The following is a 19,783-nucleotide window of genomic DNA, read 5'->3' on the forward strand; positions in this document are numbered from 1 at the left end:
GGCCTCCACCGGACGCGGGATTTTTCCCACCGCCGGGGTGCCATCGGGTGCTTCGGCCGACATGGAGATGAGACCATGGCTCGTATCGCGGGCGTCAACATTCCCACCGGCAAGCGCGTCGTCATCGGCCTGCAGTACATCCACGGCATCGGCGCGGCCAAGGCCAAGGAAATCTGCGAGAAGGTCGGCATCGCCGACGAACGTCGCGTCAACCAGCTCACCGACGCCGAGGTCCTGCAGATCCGCGAGACCATCGACCGCGACTATCTCGTCGAGGGCGATCTGCGCCGCGAAGTCTCGATGAACATCAAGCGTCTGATGGATCTCGGCTGCTATCGCGGCCTGCGCCATCGTCGCTCGCTGCCGGTCCGCGGCCAGCGCACGCATACCAACGCCCGCACCCGCAAGGGCAAGGCGAAGCCGATCGCCGGCAAGAAGAAGTGACGATCGCCTGAGGCGAGCGTCAATCTCGGGCTTGACCCGAGGATCTCCTTACGAGAGGGCGTTGCACGACGCCTTCTTCTGCCCGAGATGCCCGGGGCAAGCCCGGGCATGACGGCGACAGAGAATACTCCCCAGCGCCTGGCATGACGGGCGCGCCTGAAGGATGGAAGACAGGATATGGCCAAGGAAGCCCAGCGCGTCCGTCGTCGCGAACGCAAGAACATCGTCTCCGGCGTCGCGCATGTGAACGCCTCGTTCAACAACACCATGATCACCATCACCGACGCGCAGGGCAACACGATCTCGTGGTCGTCGGCCGGCACGATGGGCTTCAAGGGCTCGCGTAAGTCGACCCCCTACGCCGCCCAGGTCGCCGCCGAGGACGCCGCCCGCAAGGCCGCCGAGCACGGCATGCGCACCCTCGAGGTCGAGGTGACCGGTCCGGGTTCGGGCCGCGAGTCGGCTCTTCGCGCGCTCCAGGCCGCGGGTTTCACCGTGACCTCGATCCGCGACGTGACGCCGATCCCGCACAATGGCTGCCGTCCGCGCAAGCGCCGCCGCGTCTGACGCCTGATTTGGTTAGCCCACGGCGCCCGCAGGGGCGGGCGCCTGTCCGGGGCGGCGGTGGCCGCCAGAAGAATTCAGCACCAGGAGTGCGGTCGTGATCAGCAAGAACTGGCAGGATCTTTCCAAGCCGAACAAGCTCGAAGTGAAGGTCGGAGACGACCCGAAGCGTCAGGCCACCGTGATCGCGCGTCCGCTCGAGCGCGGCTTCGGCATGACGCTCGGCAATGCGCTCCGTCGCGTGCTGCTGTCGTCGCTCCAGGGCGCGGCCGTGACCGCCGTCCAGATCGACGGCGTCCTCCACGAGTTCTCCTCGATTCCGGGCGTCCGTGAGGACGTCACCGACATCGTCCTCAACATCAAGGCCGTCGCGGTCAAGATGCAGGGCGAGGGTCCGAAGCGCATGACCCTGCGCAAGTCCGGCCCCGGCACCGTCACCGCCGGCGACATCAACACGATCGGCGACGTCTCGATCCTGAACCCCGACCTCGTGCTCTGCACGCTGGACGACGGGGCCGAGATCCGCATGGAGTTCACGGTCAACACCGGCAAGGGCTATGTCCCGGCCGAGCAGAACCGCCCCGAGGACGCGCCGATCGGCCTGATCCCGGTCGACAGCCTGTACTCGCCGGTCAAGAAGGTCTCCTACCGCGTCGAGAACACCCGCGAGGGCCAGAATCTCGACAAGGACTCGCTGACGCTGGCGATCGAGACCAACGGCTCGGTCACCCCCGAGGACGCGCTGGCGCTCGCCGCCCGCATCCTGCAGGACCAGCTCGCGGTGTTCATCACCTTCGAGGAGCCGCGCAAGGAAGAGGCCGTCTCGACCGCGCCGCAGTTGCCCTTCAACCCGGCGCTGCTCAAGAAGGTCGACGAGCTGGAGCTTTCGGTCCGCTCGGCCAACTGCCTCAAGAACGACAACATCGTCTATATCGGCGACCTCATCCAGAAGTCCGAGGGCGAGATGCTGCGCACCCCGAACTTCGGCCGCAAGTCGCTGAACGAGATCAAGGAAGTGCTCGCCACCATGGGCCTGCACCTGGGCATGGACGTCCAGGGCTGGCCGCCGGAGAACATCGAAGAGCTCGCGAAGCGCTTCGAAGAGCACTACTGAGCCTCAACGGCGCGGGAGGCATCCCGCGCCAACCCCGCCCGGTTCATGAGAACCGGAGCATAACGAACGGCCGTACCGTGGCACGGCGGCCGTAAGCAACGAAGGAGCCAATCCATGCGTCACGGTTTCCGCGGCCGTCGTTTCAACCGCTCGGCCGAGCATCGCCAGGCGATGTTCGCCAACATGGCCCAGGCCCTGATCAAGCACGAGCAGATCACCACGACTCTCCCGAAGGCCAAGGACCTGCGCCCGGTCGTCGAGAAGCTCGTCACCCTCGGCAAGCGCGGCGACCTGCACGCCCGCCGCCAGGCGATCGCGCAGATCAAGGATGTCGAGCTCGTCGGCAAGCTCTTCGCGGTCCTCGGCCCGCGCTACAAGGAGCGCAACGGCGGCTATCTCCGCATCATGAAGGCGGGCTTCCGCTTCGGCGACAACGCCCCGATGGCGATCATCGAGTTCGTCGATCGCGACGTCGACGCCAAGGGCAAGGATTCCGGCCCGGTCTTCACGGCGGAAGACGAAGCCGCCTGAGCGGCTTCGCAATCCAGGTTTCGGAAAGGGCGGCCTTTGGGCCGCCCTTTTCTTTTGGCTCGCTGATCATTTGCCGAGCCATGCGTCATCCCCGGCTGACCCCGGGATCCATCGTAAAGCGCCGCGCCCTTCGATGGATTCCGAACCGGCGCCGCCTCGCGGCTTGTCCGGAATGACGGAACGCTTGCTTGCAAGCGCGGGTGCCCAGTCTCACTCATTGCCTCTTGCCGAGGCGGCTCCGTTGCACGACATGTCGGTGAGGAACCGAAGCGCACCGCAGCGGTATAGACTTGGACGCCGATCGTCGCGACGAGGATGAGCATGAGTGATCGCTTTGCAGGAAACCGGACGGCGCTGGCAGCCGGCATGCTCGCATGCGCCTTCATGGCGGGCGCCGTGCCGGGTACGGTCGTCGCCCAGCCGCGGCAGGTTCGCGAATCGCGCGAGCAGGTCACGCTCTCCTTCGCGCCGCTGGTCAAGCAGACGCAGGCCGCGGTCGTGAACGTCTATGGCGCGCGCGTCGAGAAGCGCCCGCAGAACCCGTTCATGGACGATCCGTTCTTCCGTCGCTTCTTCGGCGATCGCGGCTTCGGCGTGCCACGCGAGCGGGTGCAGCGCTCGCTGGGCTCGGGCGTGGTGGTCGATGCCGGCGCCGGCCTCGTGGTGACCAACAATCACGTCATCGAGAACATGAGCGAGGTGAAGGTCGCCTTCGCCGACAAGCGCGAGGTCGAGGCCACGATCCTGTTGCGCGATCCGCGCACCGATCTCGCCGTGCTCAAGCTCGCCGATGCGAAGAACCTGACCGCGATCGAACTCGCCGATACCGACGAGCTCCAGGTCGGCGACATCGTGCTCGCGATGGGTAATCCCTTCGGCGTGGGCCAGACGGTGACGCAGGGCATCGTCTCGGCGCTGGCGCGCACCCAGATCGGCGTCGGCGATGCGCAGTCCTTCATCCAGACCGATGCCGCGATCAATCCGGGCAATTCCGGCGGCGCGCTGATCGACATGAAGGGCCGCGTCGTCGGCATCAACACCGCGATCTATTCGCGCTCCGGCGGCAGCGTCGGCATCGGCTTCGCCATTCCCTCGGCGATGGTGCGGCTCGTCGTCGACAGCGCCAGGGCCGGCGTCAAGACGGTCAAGCGCCCCTGGTTCGGCGCGCGCCTGCAGAGCCTGACGGCCGAGGTCGCCGACGGGCTCGGGCTCGACCGTCCGGCCGGCTCGGTCGTCGCCAGCGTCGTCGAGAAGGGTCCGGCCGATCAAGCGGGCCTCAAGCGCTCCGACGTCATCCTCTCGGTCGACGGCGTCAATGTCGACGACCCCGAATCCTTCGGCTACCGCTTCGCGACCCGGCCGATCGGCGGCACGACGATGCTGAGCGTGCTGCGCGGCGGCAAGCGCATCTCGATTCCCGTCAAGCTTATCGCCGCGCCCGAGACCCGGCCGCGCGACATGGTCAAGCTCACCAGCCGCTCGCCGCTCGCCGGCCTGACGGTCGCGAACATGTCGCCGGCGCTGGCCGAAGAGCTCTCGATCGAGACCGGCAACGAGGGCGTCGTCGTCAGCGAGGTCGAGGAGGGCAGCACCGCCGCTAATGTCGGCTTCCAGAAGGGCGACATGATCATGGCGCTGAACGGCGAGCGCATGACCAGTTCGCGCGAGGTCGAGGCGATCCTGAAGGACCGCAGGCGCGCCTGGGAGGTGACCATCTCCCGCGGCGGCCAGACGATCACCTCGGTCTTCCCGGGGTGAGCGACCTGTTCGCAGCCTCGGGGCTGGACAAGTCCGGCCCGCGGCCGCTCGCCGACCGCCTGCGGCCGACGACGCTGGCCGAGGTCGCCGGGCAGGAGCATCTCACCGGCCCGGACGGCGCGCTGACGCGGCTCGTCGCCTCCGGCACGGTCGGAAGCCTGATCTTCTGGGGCCCTCCCGGCACCGGCAAGACGACGGTCGCGCGCCTGCTGGCGGGGCTGGTCGATCTCGGCTTCGAGCAGATCAGCGCGATCTTCTCCGGCGTCGCCGATCTCAAGAAGGTGTTCGAGGCGGCGCGCGGGCGAAGGCTCGGCGGGCGGGGCACGCTGCTCTTCGTCGACGAGATCCACCGCTTCAACCGTGCCCAGCTCGACGCTTTCCTGCCCGTCATGGAAGACGGTACGATCACGCTGATCGGGGCGACGACCGAGAACCCCTCCTTCGCGCTCAATGCCGCTCTGCTGTCGCGGGCGCGGGTGCTGACCTTCAAGTCGCTGGACGAGGGCTCGCTGCTCTTCCTGCTCGGCCGGGCCGAGGTTCTGGAAGGCAGGGAACTGCCCCTGACGCCCGAGGCGCGACTGGCGCTGGCGCGTTTCGCCGATGGCGACGGGCGGGCCGTGCTGACCCTGGCCGAGGAGATCTGGCGGGCGGCGAAGCCTGGCGAAATCCTCGACGAGCACGGCCTCTCGGACGTGATCCAGCGCCGCGCGCCGATCTATGACAAGGCGCAGGACGGCCACTACAACCTGATCTCCGCGCTGCACAAGACGATCCGCGGCTCCGATCCGGACGCGGCGCTCTACTATTTCGCGCGTATGCTCGATGCCGGCGAGGATCCGCGCTTTCTGGCACGGCGGCTGGTGCGGATGGCTGTCGAGGATATCGGGCTCGCCGATCCGCAGGCGCTGATGCATGCCCGCGCCGCGGCGCAGACCTACGAGCAGCTCGGCACACCCGAGGGCGAGCTCGCGCTGGCGAATTGCGTGATCTATCTGGCGACCGCGCCGAAATCGAACGCGGCCTATTCCGCCTACAAGGCGGCGGTGCGCGTCGCGAAGGAGCGGGGATCCCTGATGCCGCCCAAGACCATCCTCAACGCGCCGACCAAGCTGATGCGCGAGGAGGGCTACGGCGCCGACTACGCCTATGATCACGACCAGCCCGATGCCTTCTCCGGCCAGAACTACTGGCCGGATGCGCTCGGCCGGCAGCGCTTCTACGATCCGCCGGAGCGCGGCTTCGAGCGCGAGATCCGCAAGCGTCTGGAATATTGGGAACGGCTGCGGCAGGAGCGGGGAGAGTAGGGATGTTCCTGCTGGCGCGCCTGTTCCTGATCGTGCCCTCGGTGATCGCGGGCTGGTTCGTCGCGAAGGACGACGTCTCCTATTGGGTCGTGGCCTTCGCCATCGCGCTGGTCTTCATCGTGCTGACCATCGCCTTCGAGCTCTATGTGCATCCCTGGCTAAGAAGGCGCAGGGGCTCCTAGAGCCTGCTAATCTTACGTCGAGCCATCGCCGTCATTCCAGGGCAGGCCGCAGGCCTGAGCCCGGAATTCATGGCGCGAGGCGAATCCAGTTCGTCATGCTCGCTCTTGTGGCGAGCATCCACGTCTCGGACACCGCCTGGCATTGCTGAAGACGTGGGTGGTCGGGACAAGCCCGACCATGACGGCAAGCGTCGCGTTCATGGATTCCGGGCTCGCCGCTGCGCGGCGCCCCGGAATGACGGCGCGGTTCCGTTTAAAGCCAGCAGACTCCCGAGGCAGCAGCTCAGCTCCGGCAGTTGAACGGCAGGAACGTGCCGGACATGCCGCTGTTCATCGCCATCAGCACGAGCCGGTTGGCGAGTTCGAGCTCCTCCTTGCTGCGGGCGCAGACCTCGGCGCGGGCCTGGCAGTTCGCGGCGAGGAAGGCGTCGTGGCTGGCGAGGAACTCCGCACCCAGGCCCTTCCTGCCGAGCCGCGCGATCGACTGGTCGTAGGCCTTCCTGTAGCGGTTGCACTTCTCTGTCGGCCAGTCCGTGCCACCACCCTGCTGGGCGAAGGCGGCCGTGCCGCCGAGGATGACCATGCCGGCAAGCAGCCCTGCGCCGCCGACCCGAAGCTGAAGACGCATCCTTGTCGTTCCCATCGTTCCCGCCTTGCCCATTCCTGACGCCGGGCTTTCCGTCCGGCCGCAACGAGCCGTGCAATTGCGGCGGATTTCGTTTGTGCAAGGCGGCAGCGCGCTCTATTCCACAGCGATGATCTCCACCGTTTTCGTTTTTTTGGGCGCCGGCATCGGCGGCGCGCTGCGCCACGGTATCAATACCGTTTCGCCGCGCTGGTTCGGCATGGGCTTTCCCTACGGGACCATAACCGTCAACATCATCGGCTCGGCCCTGATGGGGCTGGTCGCCGGCTGGTTCGCCTTCCGCGCCGGGGAGGGCGTGCCGCAGGACCTGCGCCTCTTCCTGGCGACGGGCATTCTCGGTGGCTTCACCACCTTTTCCGCCTTCTCGCTCGATGCCGTCCTGCTCTGGGAGCGGGGCGAGACGATGCTGGCGGTCACCTATGTGATCGGCTCGGTCGTGCTGTCGCTGGCGGCGCTGGTCGGCGGCCTTGCCGTGATGCGGAGCATGTCATGAAGACGGGCGGCAGAGGCCCCGGCGGCAAGGGCCCCGGAAACAAGGGCACCGGAGGCTCGTCGCGTGGCGGCAAACCACCCGCGGCAGGTGCTCCGCGCGGCAAGCGGCCGAGCCACGACGCCCGGCGCCGCGCCGCGGCCCGCCCGGCCGGCGGCGAGGAGCGTGTGCAGCGCGCGCCCCGCCCGCGTCCGGTGGAAGAGGCTCCAAAGGCGACCCGCGCGCAGGTGAAGGCCGAGACGGCGCAGGTGCTCTCGACCGGGGTGCAGCAGCTCGTGGTGACGCCGGACGAGAACGAGATGCGGATCGACCGCTTCCTCGAGGCGCGTTTCCCGCAGCTCTCCTTCAGCCATATCCAGCGCATCGTCCGGAAGGGCGAGTTGCGCGTCGACGGCAAGCGCGCCGACAGCAAGGACCGGCTCAGCGAAGGCCAGACCGTGCGCATCCCGCCGCTGCGGCTGGAGGAGCAGGCCGAGCGGCCGCGCTCGGCCAAGGCCGATGCCGACACGATCGGCTTCCTGCGCTCGATCACGCTCTATGAGGATGACGACGTCATGGTCCTCAACAAGCCGGCGGGGCTTGCCGTGCAGGGCGGCTCGGGCACGACGAAGCATGTCGACAAGATGCTGGAGGCCCTGACCGGCAAGGACGGGCAGAAGCCGCGCCTCGTCCACCGGCTCGACAAGGACACGGCCGGTTGTCTCGTCATCGCGAAATCGCGCTTTGCGGCGGCGACGCTGGCCAAGACCTTCCGCTCGCGCTCGGCCCGCAAGGTCTATTGGGCACTGGTCGTCGGCGTGCCGCGCGTGCGCCAGGGCCGGATCTCGACCTATCTCGCCCGCGAGGAGGCCTATGACGGCGACCAGCGCATGGCCGTCGCCCAGCATGGCGAGGACGGCGCGATGCATGCCGTGACCTATTATGCGGTGGTCGAAACGGCGGCGCAGAAGCTCGCCTGGCTCTCGCTGAAGCCGGTGACCGGGCGCACGCATCAACTGCGCGCCCACACCACGCATATCGGCCATCCGATCATCGGCGATCCCAAATATTTCAACATCCAGAACTGGGAACTGCCCGGCGGCATCCAGAACAAGCTGCACCTGCTGGCGCGGCGGATCGTGCTGCCGCATCCGCGCGGCAAGGGCACGATCGACGTCAGCGCGCCGCTGCCGCCGCATATGCGCCAGAGCTGGAACCTGCTCGGCTTCGACGACGCGCCCTACGATCCGATCGTCGAGGCCCCGGACGAGTGAGGCCTCGCCTCGTGTGGTGACGAAACGTAAGAGAACAGTTGCGGAACAAAACGCTTTCTGTTCTAGTGATGTTCTCGTCATCGGAGGGGCTGACCATGCGTTCGGTTTTGATCGTTACCGCCTTCGTTCTCGGCCTTGGCGGCGCCGCCCAGGCACAGAGCACCGCGCCGGCCAAGGCGCCTGTGGCCGCGCCTGCTGCGGCATCGGCTGATGAGCCGATCCCACGGGCCGAGCGGGCCAGGGCCAGGCAGGATTGCCTGTCCGAGAATATCGCGTTGACCGGCGACGACCTGCGCGCCGCGATGCGCATCTGCATGCAGGGCAAGTTCCCGGGCGTGCAGCTCTATGCCCGCGACGGCCTGACCCGCGACGGCAAGCCCACCGCGGTCGCCGCGCGGGCCGCCTGCAAGGCGGAGATCGACGGGCGCAAGCTCGAAGGCTCCGAGCGGATCGCGGCATTGACCGCCTGCTTCAACGGCAAGCGGCCGGACCTCGCCCAGCGCTCCGAATGCCGCAAGGAGGCGCGGGCCAAGGGGCTCGACGGCGCCGATCTGCGCAAGGCGGTCGATGCCTGCGCCCGCGAGGCCAAAGGCTGAGCCCATCGCGATGGGACGATGCCATGCCGGACTTGCAATGGATCGCAGCGGCGATCCGGGCTAAAGCGCCGGCATGGACCTCATCATCTTCGATCTCGACGGCACGCTGATCAATTCAGAGGCGATCATCCTCGGCGCGCAATACGAGACCTTCAGGCGCTGCGGGCGGGTGCATCCCGGCCGCGAAGCCGGTCTCGGCATCGTCGGATTGACGCTGGACATCGCGATGGCGCAGCTCGCCGGTCTCGACGCGCCCGATGACGTGCTGACCGAGACCTATCGACAGGTCTTCAGCGCGATGCGGGTGCAGGCCGAGACCGACCCGTCGCTGGACGAGCCGCTTTTCGCGGGCGTGGCCGAGACGCTGGCTGAGCTGAAGCATCATGGCGGGCTGAAGCTCGGCATCGCCACCGGCAAGTTGCGCAAGGGCGCCGAGTTCATCGTCGCCCGGCACGGCTGGCAAGGGCTGTTCGACACCGTGCAATCGGCTGACGACGCGCCCTCGAAGCCGCATCCCGGCATGATCGAGCGGGCGATGGCGGAAACGGGAGCGCTGCCGGCGCGCACGGCGATGGTCGGCGACAGCTCCTTCGATATCGAGATGGCGGTGGCTGCCGGCGTCGTGCCCGTCGCGGTGTCCTGGGGGTTCCAGCCGGTCGAGAAGCTCGTCTCGCTCGGCGCCCGGCATGTCCTGCGGGAGTTCCCGGAACTGCCGTCGGCGCTGGGTCTGCCGAAGGCGGTCGCGGCGTAGGGCGCGGTCGAAAGCGGCCCGATGTTTCTTCGATGTGCGCTCTTGTCATTCCGAGGCGCGCCAGCGGCGCGAACCCGGAACCTATGTCGGGGTGAGACATGCAGGTGTTCGGCTGCAAGCGGCTCGCCCGGTCGTGGGTTCCGGGTTCTTCGCTGACGCGAAGCCCCGGAATGACAAGGGTGGTTTCGCGTCGGAACGATTGATCGCCTGGCCGGGCTGCCCAGGAAGTGCCTTTATCCCTTCGGACCTTGCCCGTGCTCGCTCGCATGATCTCAGGCAGCGGCGCTCATCCGGCGCCCTTGCCGCAGTGCGGGCTGAAAGCCGGAGTTCGAGGTGTCCGCGCTCACCGCAGTAACATCCTCGCAACCAATCCGACTCAGTTCCGTTTAACCTGAATAACCGTTCAGATTTGCGCGTTAACCACCTGATGCCGAGGCGAGGTGCATGGTGTTCCCACAACAGGGACGTACCGGCACAAAACAACGCCGGACAGGGGTTCAAACATGATGGATCATGAGCTTCGTGAATTCGTCGATCGCGTGATGAACCGTCGCGCGATCGACGAAGAAGACGTCAAGATGCTTCAGCGTAACATCTTGAGCGATATCGTCATCACGCGGGATATCGTCGATGTTCTCATCGCGCTCGACCGGGCCGTGCCGCTCAACTGCAAGGCCTATGCGGATTACCTCGTGACGCTGGTCGTCGACTTCGCCGTCTGGGAGAACCGTCCGACCGGCGTGATCGATCGCGACAAGGCGCATTGGCTGGTCACGACGCTCTCGGCTGGCGAGGGGCCGACCGCAACCGCCCAGCGCATCGCCAACGAGATCGTCCGTGAAGCGGACCATTGCGACGAGACCCTGCTCGCCTTCGCTTTCGCCAAGGGCGCGGCGAAGGACGTGGCCCGGTCCGGTGTCGGCGGCTCCCCGCGCGTCGTCCTGCTCGCGAGCTGAGCCGGGCGTCATTCTCGGGCTTGACCTGAGAAAGCGCTGGCCCAGCCTGGGCCTGACGAACGATTGGGAGAGGAAGGCCTTCCCTGCGAGAGATGCCCGGGTCAGGCCCGGGCATGGCGGCGTTGGCAGACGCCCCCGCCAGGAGCGCGGCGCCCGGACCTGTGCATCCTTGCACAACGGCTTGGCCGATAGCCGACTTTCGCATCGGTGGACGGCAGTTGCGGCATCCCATAGACCCCGGCTATTGCAATCTGGTCCGAAGCCGGGAGTGGCCGCGCATGTTCTCGAAGATCCTGATCGCGAACCGCGGCGAGATCGCCTGCCGGGTCATCAAGACCGCGCGGCGGATGGGCATCAGGACGGTCGCCGTCTATTCCGACGCGGATCGCGATGCGCTGCATGTCGAGATGGCCGACGAGGCCGTGCATATCGGCGCCGCTCCCGCCGCCCAGTCCTATCTGCTGATCGACAAGATCATCGCTGCCTGTAAAGCAACGGGCGCCGAGGCCGTGCATCCCGGCTATGGCTTCCTGTCCGAGCGCGAGGCCTTCGCTCAGGCGCTCAAGGATAACGGCATCGTCTTCATCGGCCCCAATCCGGGCGCCATCGCCGCGATGGGCGACAAGATCGAATCGAAGAAGGCGGCTGCCGCCGCCAAGGTTTCGACGGTTCCCGGCTTCCTCGGCATCATCGAGAGCCCCGAACATGCCGTGACCATCGCCGACGAGATCGGCTATCCCGTGATGATCAAGGCCTCGGCCGGCGGCGGCGGCAAGGGCATGCGCATCGCCCATTCGGCCGGAGAGGTCGCGGAAGGCTTCGCCCGCGCCAAGTCGGAAGCGGCGTCCTCCTTCGGCGACGACCGCGTCTTCGTCGAGAAGTTCATCGTCGATCCCCGCCATATCGAGATCCAGGTTCTCGGCGACAAGCACGGCAACGTCATCTATCTCGGCGAGCGCGAATGCTCGATCCAGCGCCGCAACCAGAAGGTTCTGGAGGAGGCGCCGTCGCCGCTGCTCGACGAGGCGACTCGCAGGAAGATGGGCGAGCAGGCGGTCGCGCTGGCCAAGGCCGTGAATTACGACTCGGCCGGCACGGTCGAGTTCGTCGCCGGGCAGGACAGGTCCTTCTACTTCCTCGAGATGAACACCCGTCTCCAGGTCGAGCATCCGGTGACCGAGATGATCACCGGCATCGACCTCGTCGAGCAGATGATCCGGGTCGCCTATGGCGAGAAGCTCGCGATCGCGCAGGCCGACGTGAAGCTCGACGGCTGGGCGGTCGAGTCCAGAGTCTATGCCGAGGACCCGACCCGCAACTTCCTGCCTTCAACCGGCCGGTTGGTGACCTATCGGCCGCCGAGCGAGGGGCCGGACGGCGAGGCGATGGTGCGCAACGATACCGGCGTCTTCGAAGGCGGCGAGATCTCGATCTATTACGATCCGATGATCGCCAAGCTCGTCACCCATGCGCCGACGCGCGAGGCGGCGATCAAGGCGCAGGCGCGCGCGCTCGATGCCTTCGCCATCGACGGCATCCGCCACAACATCCCCTTCGTCGCGGCGGTGATGCAGCATCCGCGCTGGATCGCCGGCAATCTCTCGACCGGCTTCATCGCCGAGGAGTTCCCGGAGGGCTTCTCGCTGCCGGTGCCGAAGGGTGAGACGGCACAGCGCATGGCGGCGATCGCCATCGCTTGCGATCACCGCATGAACCAGCGCAAGCGCAACGTCTCGGCGCAGATGGAAGGCTGGCGCAAGGTCTCCTTCGACCGGCAGCGCGTCGTTCAGCTCGGAGCTGAGCGCTTCGAAGGCGAGGTGACGGAGCAGGGCGAGGCGGTCAGCATCGCATTCGCGGGGCGCAGCGTCAGCGTCGTCAGCGACTGGGTGCCGGGCGAGCCGGTCTGGCACGGCACGCTCGACGGGGTGAAGGTCGCGGCGCAGGTCCGGCCGATCCTGAACGGTGTCGCGCTCGGCCATGCCGGCGCCTATGCCAATGCCCATGTCTATACGCAGCGCGAGGCGGAGCTTGCCGCGCTGATGCCGGAGAAGGTCGCGGCCGATACGGGCAAGTTCCTGCTCTGCCCGATGCCCGGGCTGGTCAAGTCGATCGCGGTCACGGTCCGGCAGGAGGTCAAGGCCGGCGAGCCGCTCGCCATGGTCGAGGCGATGAAGATGGAGAACGTGCTGCGCGCCGAGAAGGATGTCACCATCGCCAAGATTCTGGCGAAGGAGGGCGATTCGCTCGCTGTCGATGCCGTCATCATGGAATTCGCGTGAGCGCCCGAGCGACCGCTCGAGAACCACGCGAGCCCTCATCCTGAGGAGCAGCCGAGGGCTGCGTCGCGAAGGATGATCCAGGAGGCTCCTGCGCTCTCTGGAGCATCCTTCGAGACGCCGCGTGCCGCGGCTCCTCAGGGTGAGGGCTGCGAGTCATGGAGTTTCGTCTGCCTTCTGCTGTGGGCGAGGTGGTTGAGGAGCCTGTCATGCTGACGATCTGGGGGCGGTTGAGCTCGATCAACGTCCAGAAGGTGGTCTGGGCCGCCGGTGAAGCCGGGCAGGCTTTCGAGCGCATCGATGTCGGCGGGCCGTTCGGCGGGCTGGACACGCCGGAATTCGCCGCGATGAACCCGAACCGGCAGATCCCGGTGCTGCGCGACGGCGATCTCGTCTTATGGGAATCGAGCAGCATCCTGCGCTATCTCGCCGCCCGCTATGCCTCCGGCGTTCTCTGGGAGGAGGACCCGGCGCGGCGCGCGCTGGCCGATCGCTGGATCGACTGGATGCAGTCCGAGTTGCAGCCGGCGCTGGCTCCGGTGCTCTGGGGCGTGGTGCGCAAGGTGCCGGCCTTCACCGATCCGAAGGTGATCGCCGAGGGCGTGGCGCGGGCCGAGACGCTGATGACGATCCTCGAGGCGCAACTGGCGGACCGGCCGTTCCTGGCGGGCGAGCGCTTCGGCATGGCCGATATCGCGGTCGGCTGCGGCGTGCACCGCTGGCTCAACATGCCGGTGGAGCGGATCGCGCGGCCGCGCGTGCAGCGCTGGTACGATATGCTCTTCGCAAGGCCGGCGGCGCAGGCCGCCTTGCCGTTGCCGATCGCGTGATGTCGCAACGCGGCGCTTGATCGAGGCGCTGCCGCAGGCATGATGACGACATGAGCGCTTTTCGGACGATCCTGCTTCTGTGCAGCCTCGCAGCGACGGCTCCGGCGGTCGCGCAGACCTCGCCGACGCTGCGGACCGACCTCGCGGTCCTGTCCGGTTGCCTGCGCGACAGCGGCTCTTCGCCCTCGGCCTGCATCGGCGCGGTGGCGGTGGCCTGCGTGCGCGCCGCCAGCAACGATCCGCGCGGCGCGGAAGCCGGCTGTGCCCGGCGTGAGGAGGCCGCCTGGCGTCAGCGTCTGACGATCGCCCTGCAGATGACGGGCCGCCGGCTCGACGCCGGCCAGCGCAGCCGCCTCGCGGCGCTGCAACTCGCCTGGGAGAGCTATGTCACCCAGAAATGCGCCTTCTACGGCGCGACCCAGCGCGAGGCCCTGCAGGCCGGGCGACAGGCCGGCTGCGAATTGCGCGAGGTCGCCGGTCGCGCGATCGAGCTCGCGAAAGTCCTGCCGCAGGCTGCCGGGCGACGCCCGCAATCGCCGCCGCGGATCATTCGGTGAAACGGGGCGACGCACAGGGCTTGCGAGCGTCCCGCCGCGTCATGCTCGGGCTTGACCCGACCATCTCTGGCCGGGGAGACGTCCCTTCTCGCCTGAGATTCTCGGGTCTGCGCTTCGCTGCGCCCGAGAATGACGGCGACAAAACCGTCGTGCCGATGTCATCAAATCACGATCTCGGCTAAAGCGAGCCAATCGCCGTCCCGCCCTGTGCTTGCGAGCCTCGATGTTCTTCGTTCTCTCAAAGGTCGTCTGGTTCGTCCTGTCGCCGGTCAATTTCGCGATCCTGCTCGCGGGGCTTTCGGCCTTGCTCGCCTTCACGCGCTTCGCCCGGCCGGCGCGCTGGATCGGGCTGATGGCGCTGATCGCTCTCGGCCTGATGGCCTTCAGCCCGCTGCCGCGCATCGTGCTCAGGCCGCTGGAGGATCGTTTTCCGCAGCAGGATGCCCGCAAGGGACCGGTGACCGGGATCGTCGTGCTGGGTGGCGCCGTCGGCATGGCGCGCGGCGATGTCGCGATGAATTCCTCGGCGGCGCGCATGACCAAGGCGGTGGAACTGGCACGCCTGCATCCGCAGGCGAAAATCGTCTTCACCGGCGGCGCCGCCAATTTGATCTCGGAAGCGACCGTCACCGAGGCGGACGGCGCGAAGCTGCTGTTCGAAGGGCTCGGGCTCGACCCCGCCCGGCTCATCCTGGAGGACAAGTCGCGCAACACGCGCGAGAACGCTGCCTTTACCCGCAGGCTCGTCGATCCCAAGCCCGGCGAGCGCTGGCTGCTGGTGACCTCGGCCTGGCACATGCCGCGCTCGATCGGCGTCTTCCGCAAGGCCGGCTTCGCAGTGGAGGCCTTCCCGGTCGATTTCTGGTCGAGCGGCGAGCCCGGCGATTTCATCCGGCCCTATAGCCGTGCCCCGCGCGCGCTCGAAATCGCCGATAACGGCTTCAAGGAATGGGTCGGCCTCGTTGCCTACCGGCTCGCGGGCTATACGGACGAGCTCTTCCCGGCGCCGTAGTCAAGACGCTGCCGGCAACACCAGCCGATAGACGCCGCGGAAATCGTCGGGATCGACCGGCCGGCCCTTGCGGGTGATGACGAGCCGGCCCTCCTTCATCAGCTTCACGGCGGCGCGCCGCACCGGCTGCATCAAGGGCCCCCAGCCGTCCGGATGGTCGCCGCCGAGGCGGCGGGCGACATCCATCGGTGAGATCGTCAGGCCCGCCTCGCGCTTCGCGAGCAGATCGAGGATCATGCTCTCGATCGCCTCGTGTTCGGTGGTCATGGTCCACTCGGATAGGTGAAGACGCGGGCGGCGTCGGAGGCATATTGGCGGCGATACATCGCGATTAGGACCGCGCCGGTGAAGCCGATGAAGGTGATCGGGCCGAGGAACCAGCCGAGATAGGCGAGCGCGAAGAAGAAGGCGCGCTGGCCGCGGTTGAAATGCCGGCCGGCGGCGATATTCATCTCGACGGTTTCGTGCACGGCGTGCGCCATCGCCTTCTCGTCCTTGCTGTCGAAGGGCGGCAAGGCGCCGAGGAGGATGACGCAGTAGTTGAACAGCCGGTAGGCCCAGGCGAACTTGAAGAAGGCATAGCCGAAGACGCCGGTGAGGCCGATCACCTTCATCTCCCAGACCGAGCGCAGCGTCACCGGCACGAAGGGCAGGTCGCTGAAGATCGCGACCACGCGCTCGGTCGAGTTCAGCAGGGTGAGCGTGCCGCCGATCGCGATCAGCGAGGTCGAGGCGAAGAAGGCGGTGCCGTTCTGCAATCCGCCCATGACCTGCGTGTCGACGATCCGGACCTCGCGCCCCGCTGCCTCGCGGATCCAGCGGGCGCGGCGCAGGTTCATCCGCATGTTCAGCGTCCTGGCGGCATGCGGGCCGAGTTCGACGGCATAGTGATAGCCGACCCAGGAGGTCGCGAAGAACGCGAGCGCGATGAGGTCCAGATTGCTGAAGCCGAGCATGCTGCCGCTCTGCCATTTCGGGAGCCGGAGTGGCAAGCAGCTTGTGACGAAGCCGTACGGGCGACAAGCCCGATGGCATTGACGCTGCGGCGGGGAGCGGCCACGGTGCGGCCGGAATCGGAGAGGGCGTTCGCCATGCCGCAGACCATAACCAAGGGCTACAAGGCATTGGTCGCGGAGGCCGAGAGCCTGATCGAGACCCTGTCGGTCGAGCAGGCGCAGGCGCTGCACGGCAGCGACGGCGTGGTCTTCGTCGACCTGCGCGACCCGCGCGAGCTGGAGCGGGAAGGGCGGATGCCCGGCGCCTTCCACTGTCCGCGCGGCATGCTGGAGTTCTGGATCGACCCGGAAAGCCCCTATGCCAAGCCGGTCTTCAGCCAGGACAAGCGTTTCGTGTTCTTCTGCGGCGGTGGCTGGCGCTCGGCCCTGGCCGCGCAGGCCGCGCAGGAGATGGGGCTGAAGCCGGTTGCGCATGTGGCGGGCGGGTTCAGCGCGTGGAAGAAGGCCGGCGCGCCGATCGATACGGCCTCGGCTGAGAAGAAGGGCTGAGGCTCGCAGCTTGTCCCATTACGTCATCGTTCTGCTGGTCGCGGCTTTCGTGTTCCGCAAGCCGCTGGGCAGGCTGCTCGCGCGGCGCTGGCCCAACCATGCCAAGCGCCAGCAGGTGCTGGGCACGATCATCGCCGCATTCCTGCTGGTGATCGCGGTTCGGCTCGTGGCGCTGTTCTGGTGAGCTGGCGCACAACCCTGCCTTGAATTGGACGAAGACGCCTCGTGCAGCCATTGCATGAGAGGCAGGCTTGCGCGCTGCTTAAACATCAGGCATCTTTCCTCGCCTTGGCTCCAACTCAAGAAAGGGAGGGCTGAATGACATTCATCAACACCGCAGCCACTCCCATGCGACCAACCCGGCACTAGGCCGGTCTCGCACGAGGCCCGCCTCCGGGCAGTCTCCTGAGCCTTTTTCCAACTTCTATCTTTCATTGCCGAAGCCGGCGCGCGCCGTCGTCTTCGCATGATTTCGGAGTCGGCGGCCGTCTCGGCGCCGAATGACGCTATGTCTCACGATACTCAAACCGGGCGGCGCGAGCCGTTCCGGGCCGTTCTCGGCTTCACGTTCAAGCATTGGGCGCGCCAGCCGGCGCAGGTCGCCTGGGTGGCCGGCGTCACCATCGCCGCCACGCTCGCCGAGCTGTTCACGCCGGTCTATGCCGGTCGCCTCGTCGATGCGGTGTCGGGCGGTGCCGGTGCGGGCGGTACGGAGGCGGCGCTCTGGGCGCTCGGCGCAATGATGGTGCTCGCCGCCATCATGGTGCTCGGGCGGCATTTCGCCTTTGTCGGGTTGACCGTGATGACGCTGCGCACGATGAGCGACGTCTCGCAGGAGGCTTTCGCGCGCCTGCAGCGCTTCTCGACCGACTGGCACGCGAACAACTTCGCGGGCTCGACGGTGCGCAAGATCACGCGCGGCATGTGGGCGCTCGACCTGCTGACCGACACGGTCCTGATCGCACTTCTGCCCTCGCTGGTCATCCTGCTCGGCATGACGGCGGTGCTGGCCTGGCACTGGCCGGCGATGGGCCTCGTCGTCGCGCTGGGCGCGCTCGTCTATATCGGGCTGACGCTGGCGCTCTCGCTGCGCTTCGTCGCGCCGGCGGCACGGCTCGGCAACGCTTGGGATACGCGCCTGGGCGGTGCGCTGGCCGATGCCATCACCTGCAACCCGGTGGTGAAGGCTTATGGCGGCGAGGCCCGCGAGGATCTGCGGCTGGCGACGGTCGTCTCCAAGTGGAGCCTGCGGACGCGGCGCGCCTGGTTGCGCGGCACCTGGTCGGGCACCGGCCAGAACGTCGTGCTGCTGGCGCTGCGCGCGGCGGTGATCGGGCTCGTGATCTGGCTCTGGGCGAACGGGCAGGCTTCTCCCGGCGACGTCGCCTTCGTGCTGACGGCCTATGCGGTGGTGCATGGCTATCTGCGCGATGTCGGCCAGCACGTCCACAATCTGCAGCGCTCGGTCAACGACATGGAGGAGCTCGTCTGGATGCACGACCTTCCCTATGGCGTCCCGGACCGAAAGGGCGCGGTGGATATGGGCGTGACCGCGGGCGAGATCACCTTCGAGGACGTGACCTTCCACTATGGAGGCCATCACGATCCGCTCTACCGCGATTTCTCGCTGGCCATCCGTGGCGGTGAGAAGGTCGGCCTGGTCGGCCGCTCGGGCTCCGGCAAGACGACCTTCGTCAAGCTGGTGCAGCGTCTCTACGACGTCACCGGGGGCCGCATCGCGATCGACGGGCAGGATATCGCCGGCGTCACGCAGGCGTCCCTGCGCCAGCAGATCGCGATCGTGCAGCAGGAGCCGGTGCTGTTCCACCGCTCACTGGCGGAGAACATCGCCTATGGCCGGCCGGGCGCGAGCCTGGCGCAGGTCGAGCAGGCGGCGAAGCTCGCCAATGCGCATGAGTTCATCATGCGCCTGCCCAAGGGCTACGCCACGCTCGTGGGCGAGCGCGGCATCAAGCTCTCGGGCGGCGAGCGCCAGCGTGTCGCGCTGGCCCGCGCCTTCCTGGCCGATGCGCCGATCCTGATCCTGGACGAGGCGACTTCGAGCCTCGATTCGGAATCGGAGGCGCTGATCCAGCAGGCGATCGAGCGCCTGATGGAAGGCCGCACGACGATCGTGATCGCGCATCGTCTCTCGACGGTCAGGGCCATGGACCGAATCCTGGTCTTCGATCGCGGCCGGGTGATCGAGGAGGGCCCGCACGAGGCCCTGCTGACCCGTCCGGACGGCGCCTATCGCGCGCTGTTCGAGAAGCAGGTCAGCGAGCTGGCCAAGGGGCTGGCGGCGTAGGCGCCGCTGGCCGACCCGCAACGTCATGGTCGGGCTTGTCCCGACCATCCACGTCTTCGCCTTTCGAGGGGTGGGGCAAGAGGTGGATGCTCGCCACAAGGGCGAGCATGACGGCGAGGATCTATTTCGGCGCCAGCGCTCTCGGCCGCACGCCCCTCACCGGGCCGGGCGGCAGCGGCGCGTTCTCGTCCTGATTCAAGGCCTTCAGATCGAGAGTCGGCTTGGTCAGAAATCGATTCAAGCCGGCAACGTAAGTCTCTGGCAGGCCGAAATGTTTTGCGCCGGCGATGACTGTTTCCATGTAGCCTGGCTTCGGCCGCCCGGGATCGCCGGAGCGGCCGATATAGATCAGCGCACGCTTGGCGCCGCCCGGCACGATCACCGGCTGGCTGATCTTCACATAGAGTCCGCTGGCCAGTTCCTCGAACTTGTCGAGGACGCGCATGTCGCTGAGCGAGCAGTCCCAGAGCACGCCATGGACCTCCTCGCGGGGATCGCGGATCACCGAGGCATAGCCGTCGCGCGTGACGATGAAGCGGTGGCGCGGCAGGCGGGCCGGGCCGAGCGGCTGCGCCTTCGGGCAGCGCTCGGCCATCCCGGCCGGGTCCATGTTGAGGCCGTAGGCGAAGTAAAGGGGCATGGCTGGGGTCGCACGCTTTCCGTCATGGTCGGGCTTGTCCCGACCATCCACGTCTTCGCGTTTCGA

General features: G+C 67.4%; 23 protein-coding genes. 19 read left to right on the forward strand and 4 right to left on the reverse strand.

The annotated features are described in order from the left end of the window. The first annotated feature begins 75 nt into the window (after positions 1-75). The 7 genes from rpsM to OCUBac02_RS11900 all read left to right on the forward strand — a co-directional run bounded on the left by rpsM (position 76) and on the right by OCUBac02_RS11900 (position 5,897). The gene (gene rpsM / locus OCUBac02_RS11870) at positions 76-444 is read left to right on the forward strand and encodes a 30S ribosomal protein S13 (protein WP_047582063.1); all 369 of its coding nucleotides are present in this window, start codon (positions 76-78) and stop codon (positions 442-444) included. Positions 445-621: 177 nt separating this feature from the next. Continuing rightward, complete coding sequence (gene rpsK, locus OCUBac02_RS11875) at positions 622-1,011, forward strand: 30S ribosomal protein S11 (protein WP_043237079.1); 390 nt, start codon at positions 622-624, stop codon at positions 1,009-1,011. A 94-nt stretch (positions 1,012-1,105) separates the two neighbouring features. Further along, entirely contained in the window at positions 1,106-2,122 is a 1,017-nt protein-coding gene (locus OCUBac02_RS11880; RefSeq protein WP_047582392.1) for a DNA-directed RNA polymerase subunit alpha, read from the forward strand. Positions 2,123-2,236: 114 nt separating this feature from the next. After that, complete coding sequence (gene rplQ / locus OCUBac02_RS11885; protein WP_047582390.1) at positions 2,237-2,653, forward strand: 50S ribosomal protein L17; 417 nt, start codon at positions 2,237-2,239, stop codon at positions 2,651-2,653. Between the two features lie 321 nt (positions 2,654-2,974). After that, on the forward strand, positions 2,975-4,411 hold the full coding sequence (locus tag OCUBac02_RS11890; protein ID WP_465247770.1) for a Do family serine endopeptidase: 1,437 nt from the start codon (positions 2,975-2,977) through the stop codon (positions 4,409-4,411). Continuing rightward, the gene (locus tag OCUBac02_RS11895; protein WP_173045809.1) at positions 4,408-5,715 is read left to right on the forward strand and encodes a replication-associated recombination protein A; all 1,308 of its coding nucleotides are present in this window, start codon (positions 4,408-4,410) and stop codon (positions 5,713-5,715) included. The genes OCUBac02_RS11890 and OCUBac02_RS11895 overlap by 4 nt, the downstream gene beginning before the upstream one ends. Positions 5,716-5,717: 2 nt before the next feature. Beyond that, on the forward strand, positions 5,718-5,897 hold the full coding sequence (locus OCUBac02_RS11900; protein ID WP_173045811.1) for a hypothetical protein: 180 nt from the start codon (positions 5,718-5,720) through the stop codon (positions 5,895-5,897). Between the two features lie 283 nt (positions 5,898-6,180). Here OCUBac02_RS11900 and OCUBac02_RS11905 read toward each other — a convergent pair whose 3' ends face one another. Beyond that, positions 6,181-6,525, reverse strand: a complete 345-nt coding sequence (locus OCUBac02_RS11905; RefSeq protein ID WP_173045813.1) for a hypothetical protein — start codon at positions 6,523-6,525, stop codon at positions 6,181-6,183. A 127-nt stretch (positions 6,526-6,652) separates the two neighbouring features. On the opposite strand from OCUBac02_RS11905, the gene crcB reads away from it, so the two are divergent. From crcB to OCUBac02_RS11950, 9 genes are all read left to right on the forward strand, one after another. Continuing rightward, complete coding sequence (gene crcB / locus OCUBac02_RS11910; protein WP_173049520.1) at positions 6,653-7,036, forward strand: fluoride efflux transporter CrcB; 384 nt, start codon at positions 6,653-6,655, stop codon at positions 7,034-7,036. After that, positions 7,033-8,286: an RluA family pseudouridine synthase gene (locus OCUBac02_RS11915; RefSeq protein ID WP_173045815.1), complete on the forward strand. Its 1,254-nt coding sequence runs from the start codon at positions 7,033-7,035 to the stop codon at positions 8,284-8,286. The genes crcB and OCUBac02_RS11915 overlap by 4 nt, the downstream gene beginning before the upstream one ends. A gap of 95 nt (positions 8,287-8,381) precedes the next feature. Beyond that, the gene (locus OCUBac02_RS11920) at positions 8,382-8,882 is read left to right on the forward strand and encodes a hypothetical protein (protein ID WP_173045817.1); all 501 of its coding nucleotides are present in this window, start codon (positions 8,382-8,384) and stop codon (positions 8,880-8,882) included. A 73-nt stretch (positions 8,883-8,955) separates the two neighbouring features. Further along, complete coding sequence (locus tag OCUBac02_RS11925) at positions 8,956-9,633, forward strand: HAD-IA family hydrolase (RefSeq protein WP_173045819.1); 678 nt, start codon at positions 8,956-8,958, stop codon at positions 9,631-9,633. A 503-nt stretch (positions 9,634-10,136) separates the two neighbouring features. After that, positions 10,137-10,589 carry a hypothetical protein gene (locus OCUBac02_RS11930; protein WP_173045821.1) on the forward strand — a complete coding sequence of 151 codons (453 nt, stop codon included), beginning with the start codon at positions 10,137-10,139 and terminating at the stop codon, positions 10,587-10,589. 278 nt (positions 10,590-10,867) lie between these two features. Next, on the forward strand, positions 10,868-12,868 hold the full coding sequence (locus OCUBac02_RS11935; protein ID WP_173045823.1) for an acetyl-CoA carboxylase biotin carboxylase subunit: 2,001 nt from the start codon (positions 10,868-10,870) through the stop codon (positions 12,866-12,868). A gap of 206 nt (positions 12,869-13,074) precedes the next feature. Continuing rightward, positions 13,075-13,695 carry a glutathione S-transferase family protein gene (locus OCUBac02_RS11940; RefSeq protein WP_173045825.1) on the forward strand — a complete coding sequence of 207 codons (621 nt, stop codon included), beginning with the start codon at positions 13,075-13,077 and terminating at the stop codon, positions 13,693-13,695. A 50-nt stretch (positions 13,696-13,745) separates the two neighbouring features. Continuing rightward, complete coding sequence (locus OCUBac02_RS11945; RefSeq protein WP_173045827.1) at positions 13,746-14,252, forward strand: lysozyme inhibitor LprI family protein; 507 nt, start codon at positions 13,746-13,748, stop codon at positions 14,250-14,252. Between the two features lie 223 nt (positions 14,253-14,475). After that, positions 14,476-15,264, forward strand: a complete 789-nt coding sequence (locus OCUBac02_RS11950; protein ID WP_047582893.1) for a YdcF family protein — start codon at positions 14,476-14,478, stop codon at positions 15,262-15,264. Here the strand turns inward: OCUBac02_RS11950 and OCUBac02_RS11955 are convergent, their stop codons facing one another. Beyond that, entirely contained in the window at positions 15,265-15,531 is a 267-nt protein-coding gene (locus OCUBac02_RS11955; protein WP_173045829.1) for a DUF3253 domain-containing protein, read from the reverse strand. Continuing rightward, the gene (locus OCUBac02_RS11960; protein WP_047575820.1) at positions 15,528-16,220 is read right to left on the reverse strand and encodes a DUF599 domain-containing protein; all 693 of its coding nucleotides are present in this window, start codon (positions 16,218-16,220) and stop codon (positions 15,528-15,530) included. The genes OCUBac02_RS11955 and OCUBac02_RS11960 overlap by 4 nt, the downstream gene beginning before the upstream one ends. A 135-nt stretch (positions 16,221-16,355) precedes the next feature. On the opposite strand from OCUBac02_RS11960, the gene OCUBac02_RS11965 reads away from it, so the two are divergent. The 3 genes from OCUBac02_RS11965 to OCUBac02_RS11975 all read left to right on the forward strand — a co-directional run bounded on the left by OCUBac02_RS11965 (position 16,356) and on the right by OCUBac02_RS11975 (position 19,077). Further along, positions 16,356-16,769 carry a rhodanese-like domain-containing protein gene (locus OCUBac02_RS11965; protein WP_047575817.1) on the forward strand — a complete coding sequence of 138 codons (414 nt, stop codon included), beginning with the start codon at positions 16,356-16,358 and terminating at the stop codon, positions 16,767-16,769. A 10-nt stretch (positions 16,770-16,779) separates the two neighbouring features. Continuing rightward, a complete protein-coding gene (locus OCUBac02_RS11970; RefSeq protein WP_156134565.1) occupies positions 16,780-16,953 on the forward strand; it encodes a hypothetical protein in 174 nt (57 codons plus the stop codon). A gap of 324 nt (positions 16,954-17,277) precedes the next feature. Further along, positions 17,278-19,077: an ABC transporter ATP-binding protein gene (locus tag OCUBac02_RS11975; protein ID WP_173045831.1), complete on the forward strand. Its 1,800-nt coding sequence runs from the start codon at positions 17,278-17,280 to the stop codon at positions 19,075-19,077. Between the two features lie 121 nt (positions 19,078-19,198). On the opposite strand, the gene OCUBac02_RS11980 is transcribed toward OCUBac02_RS11975, so the two are convergent. Continuing rightward, entirely contained in the window at positions 19,199-19,717 is a 519-nt protein-coding gene (locus OCUBac02_RS11980) for a gamma-glutamylcyclotransferase family protein (RefSeq protein WP_173045833.1), read from the reverse strand. Positions 19,718-19,783: the final 66 nt, after the last annotated feature.

The organism is Bosea sp. ANAM02 (assembly GCF_011764485.1).
Taxonomy (GTDB): Bacteria; Pseudomonadota; Alphaproteobacteria; order Rhizobiales; family Beijerinckiaceae; genus Allobosea.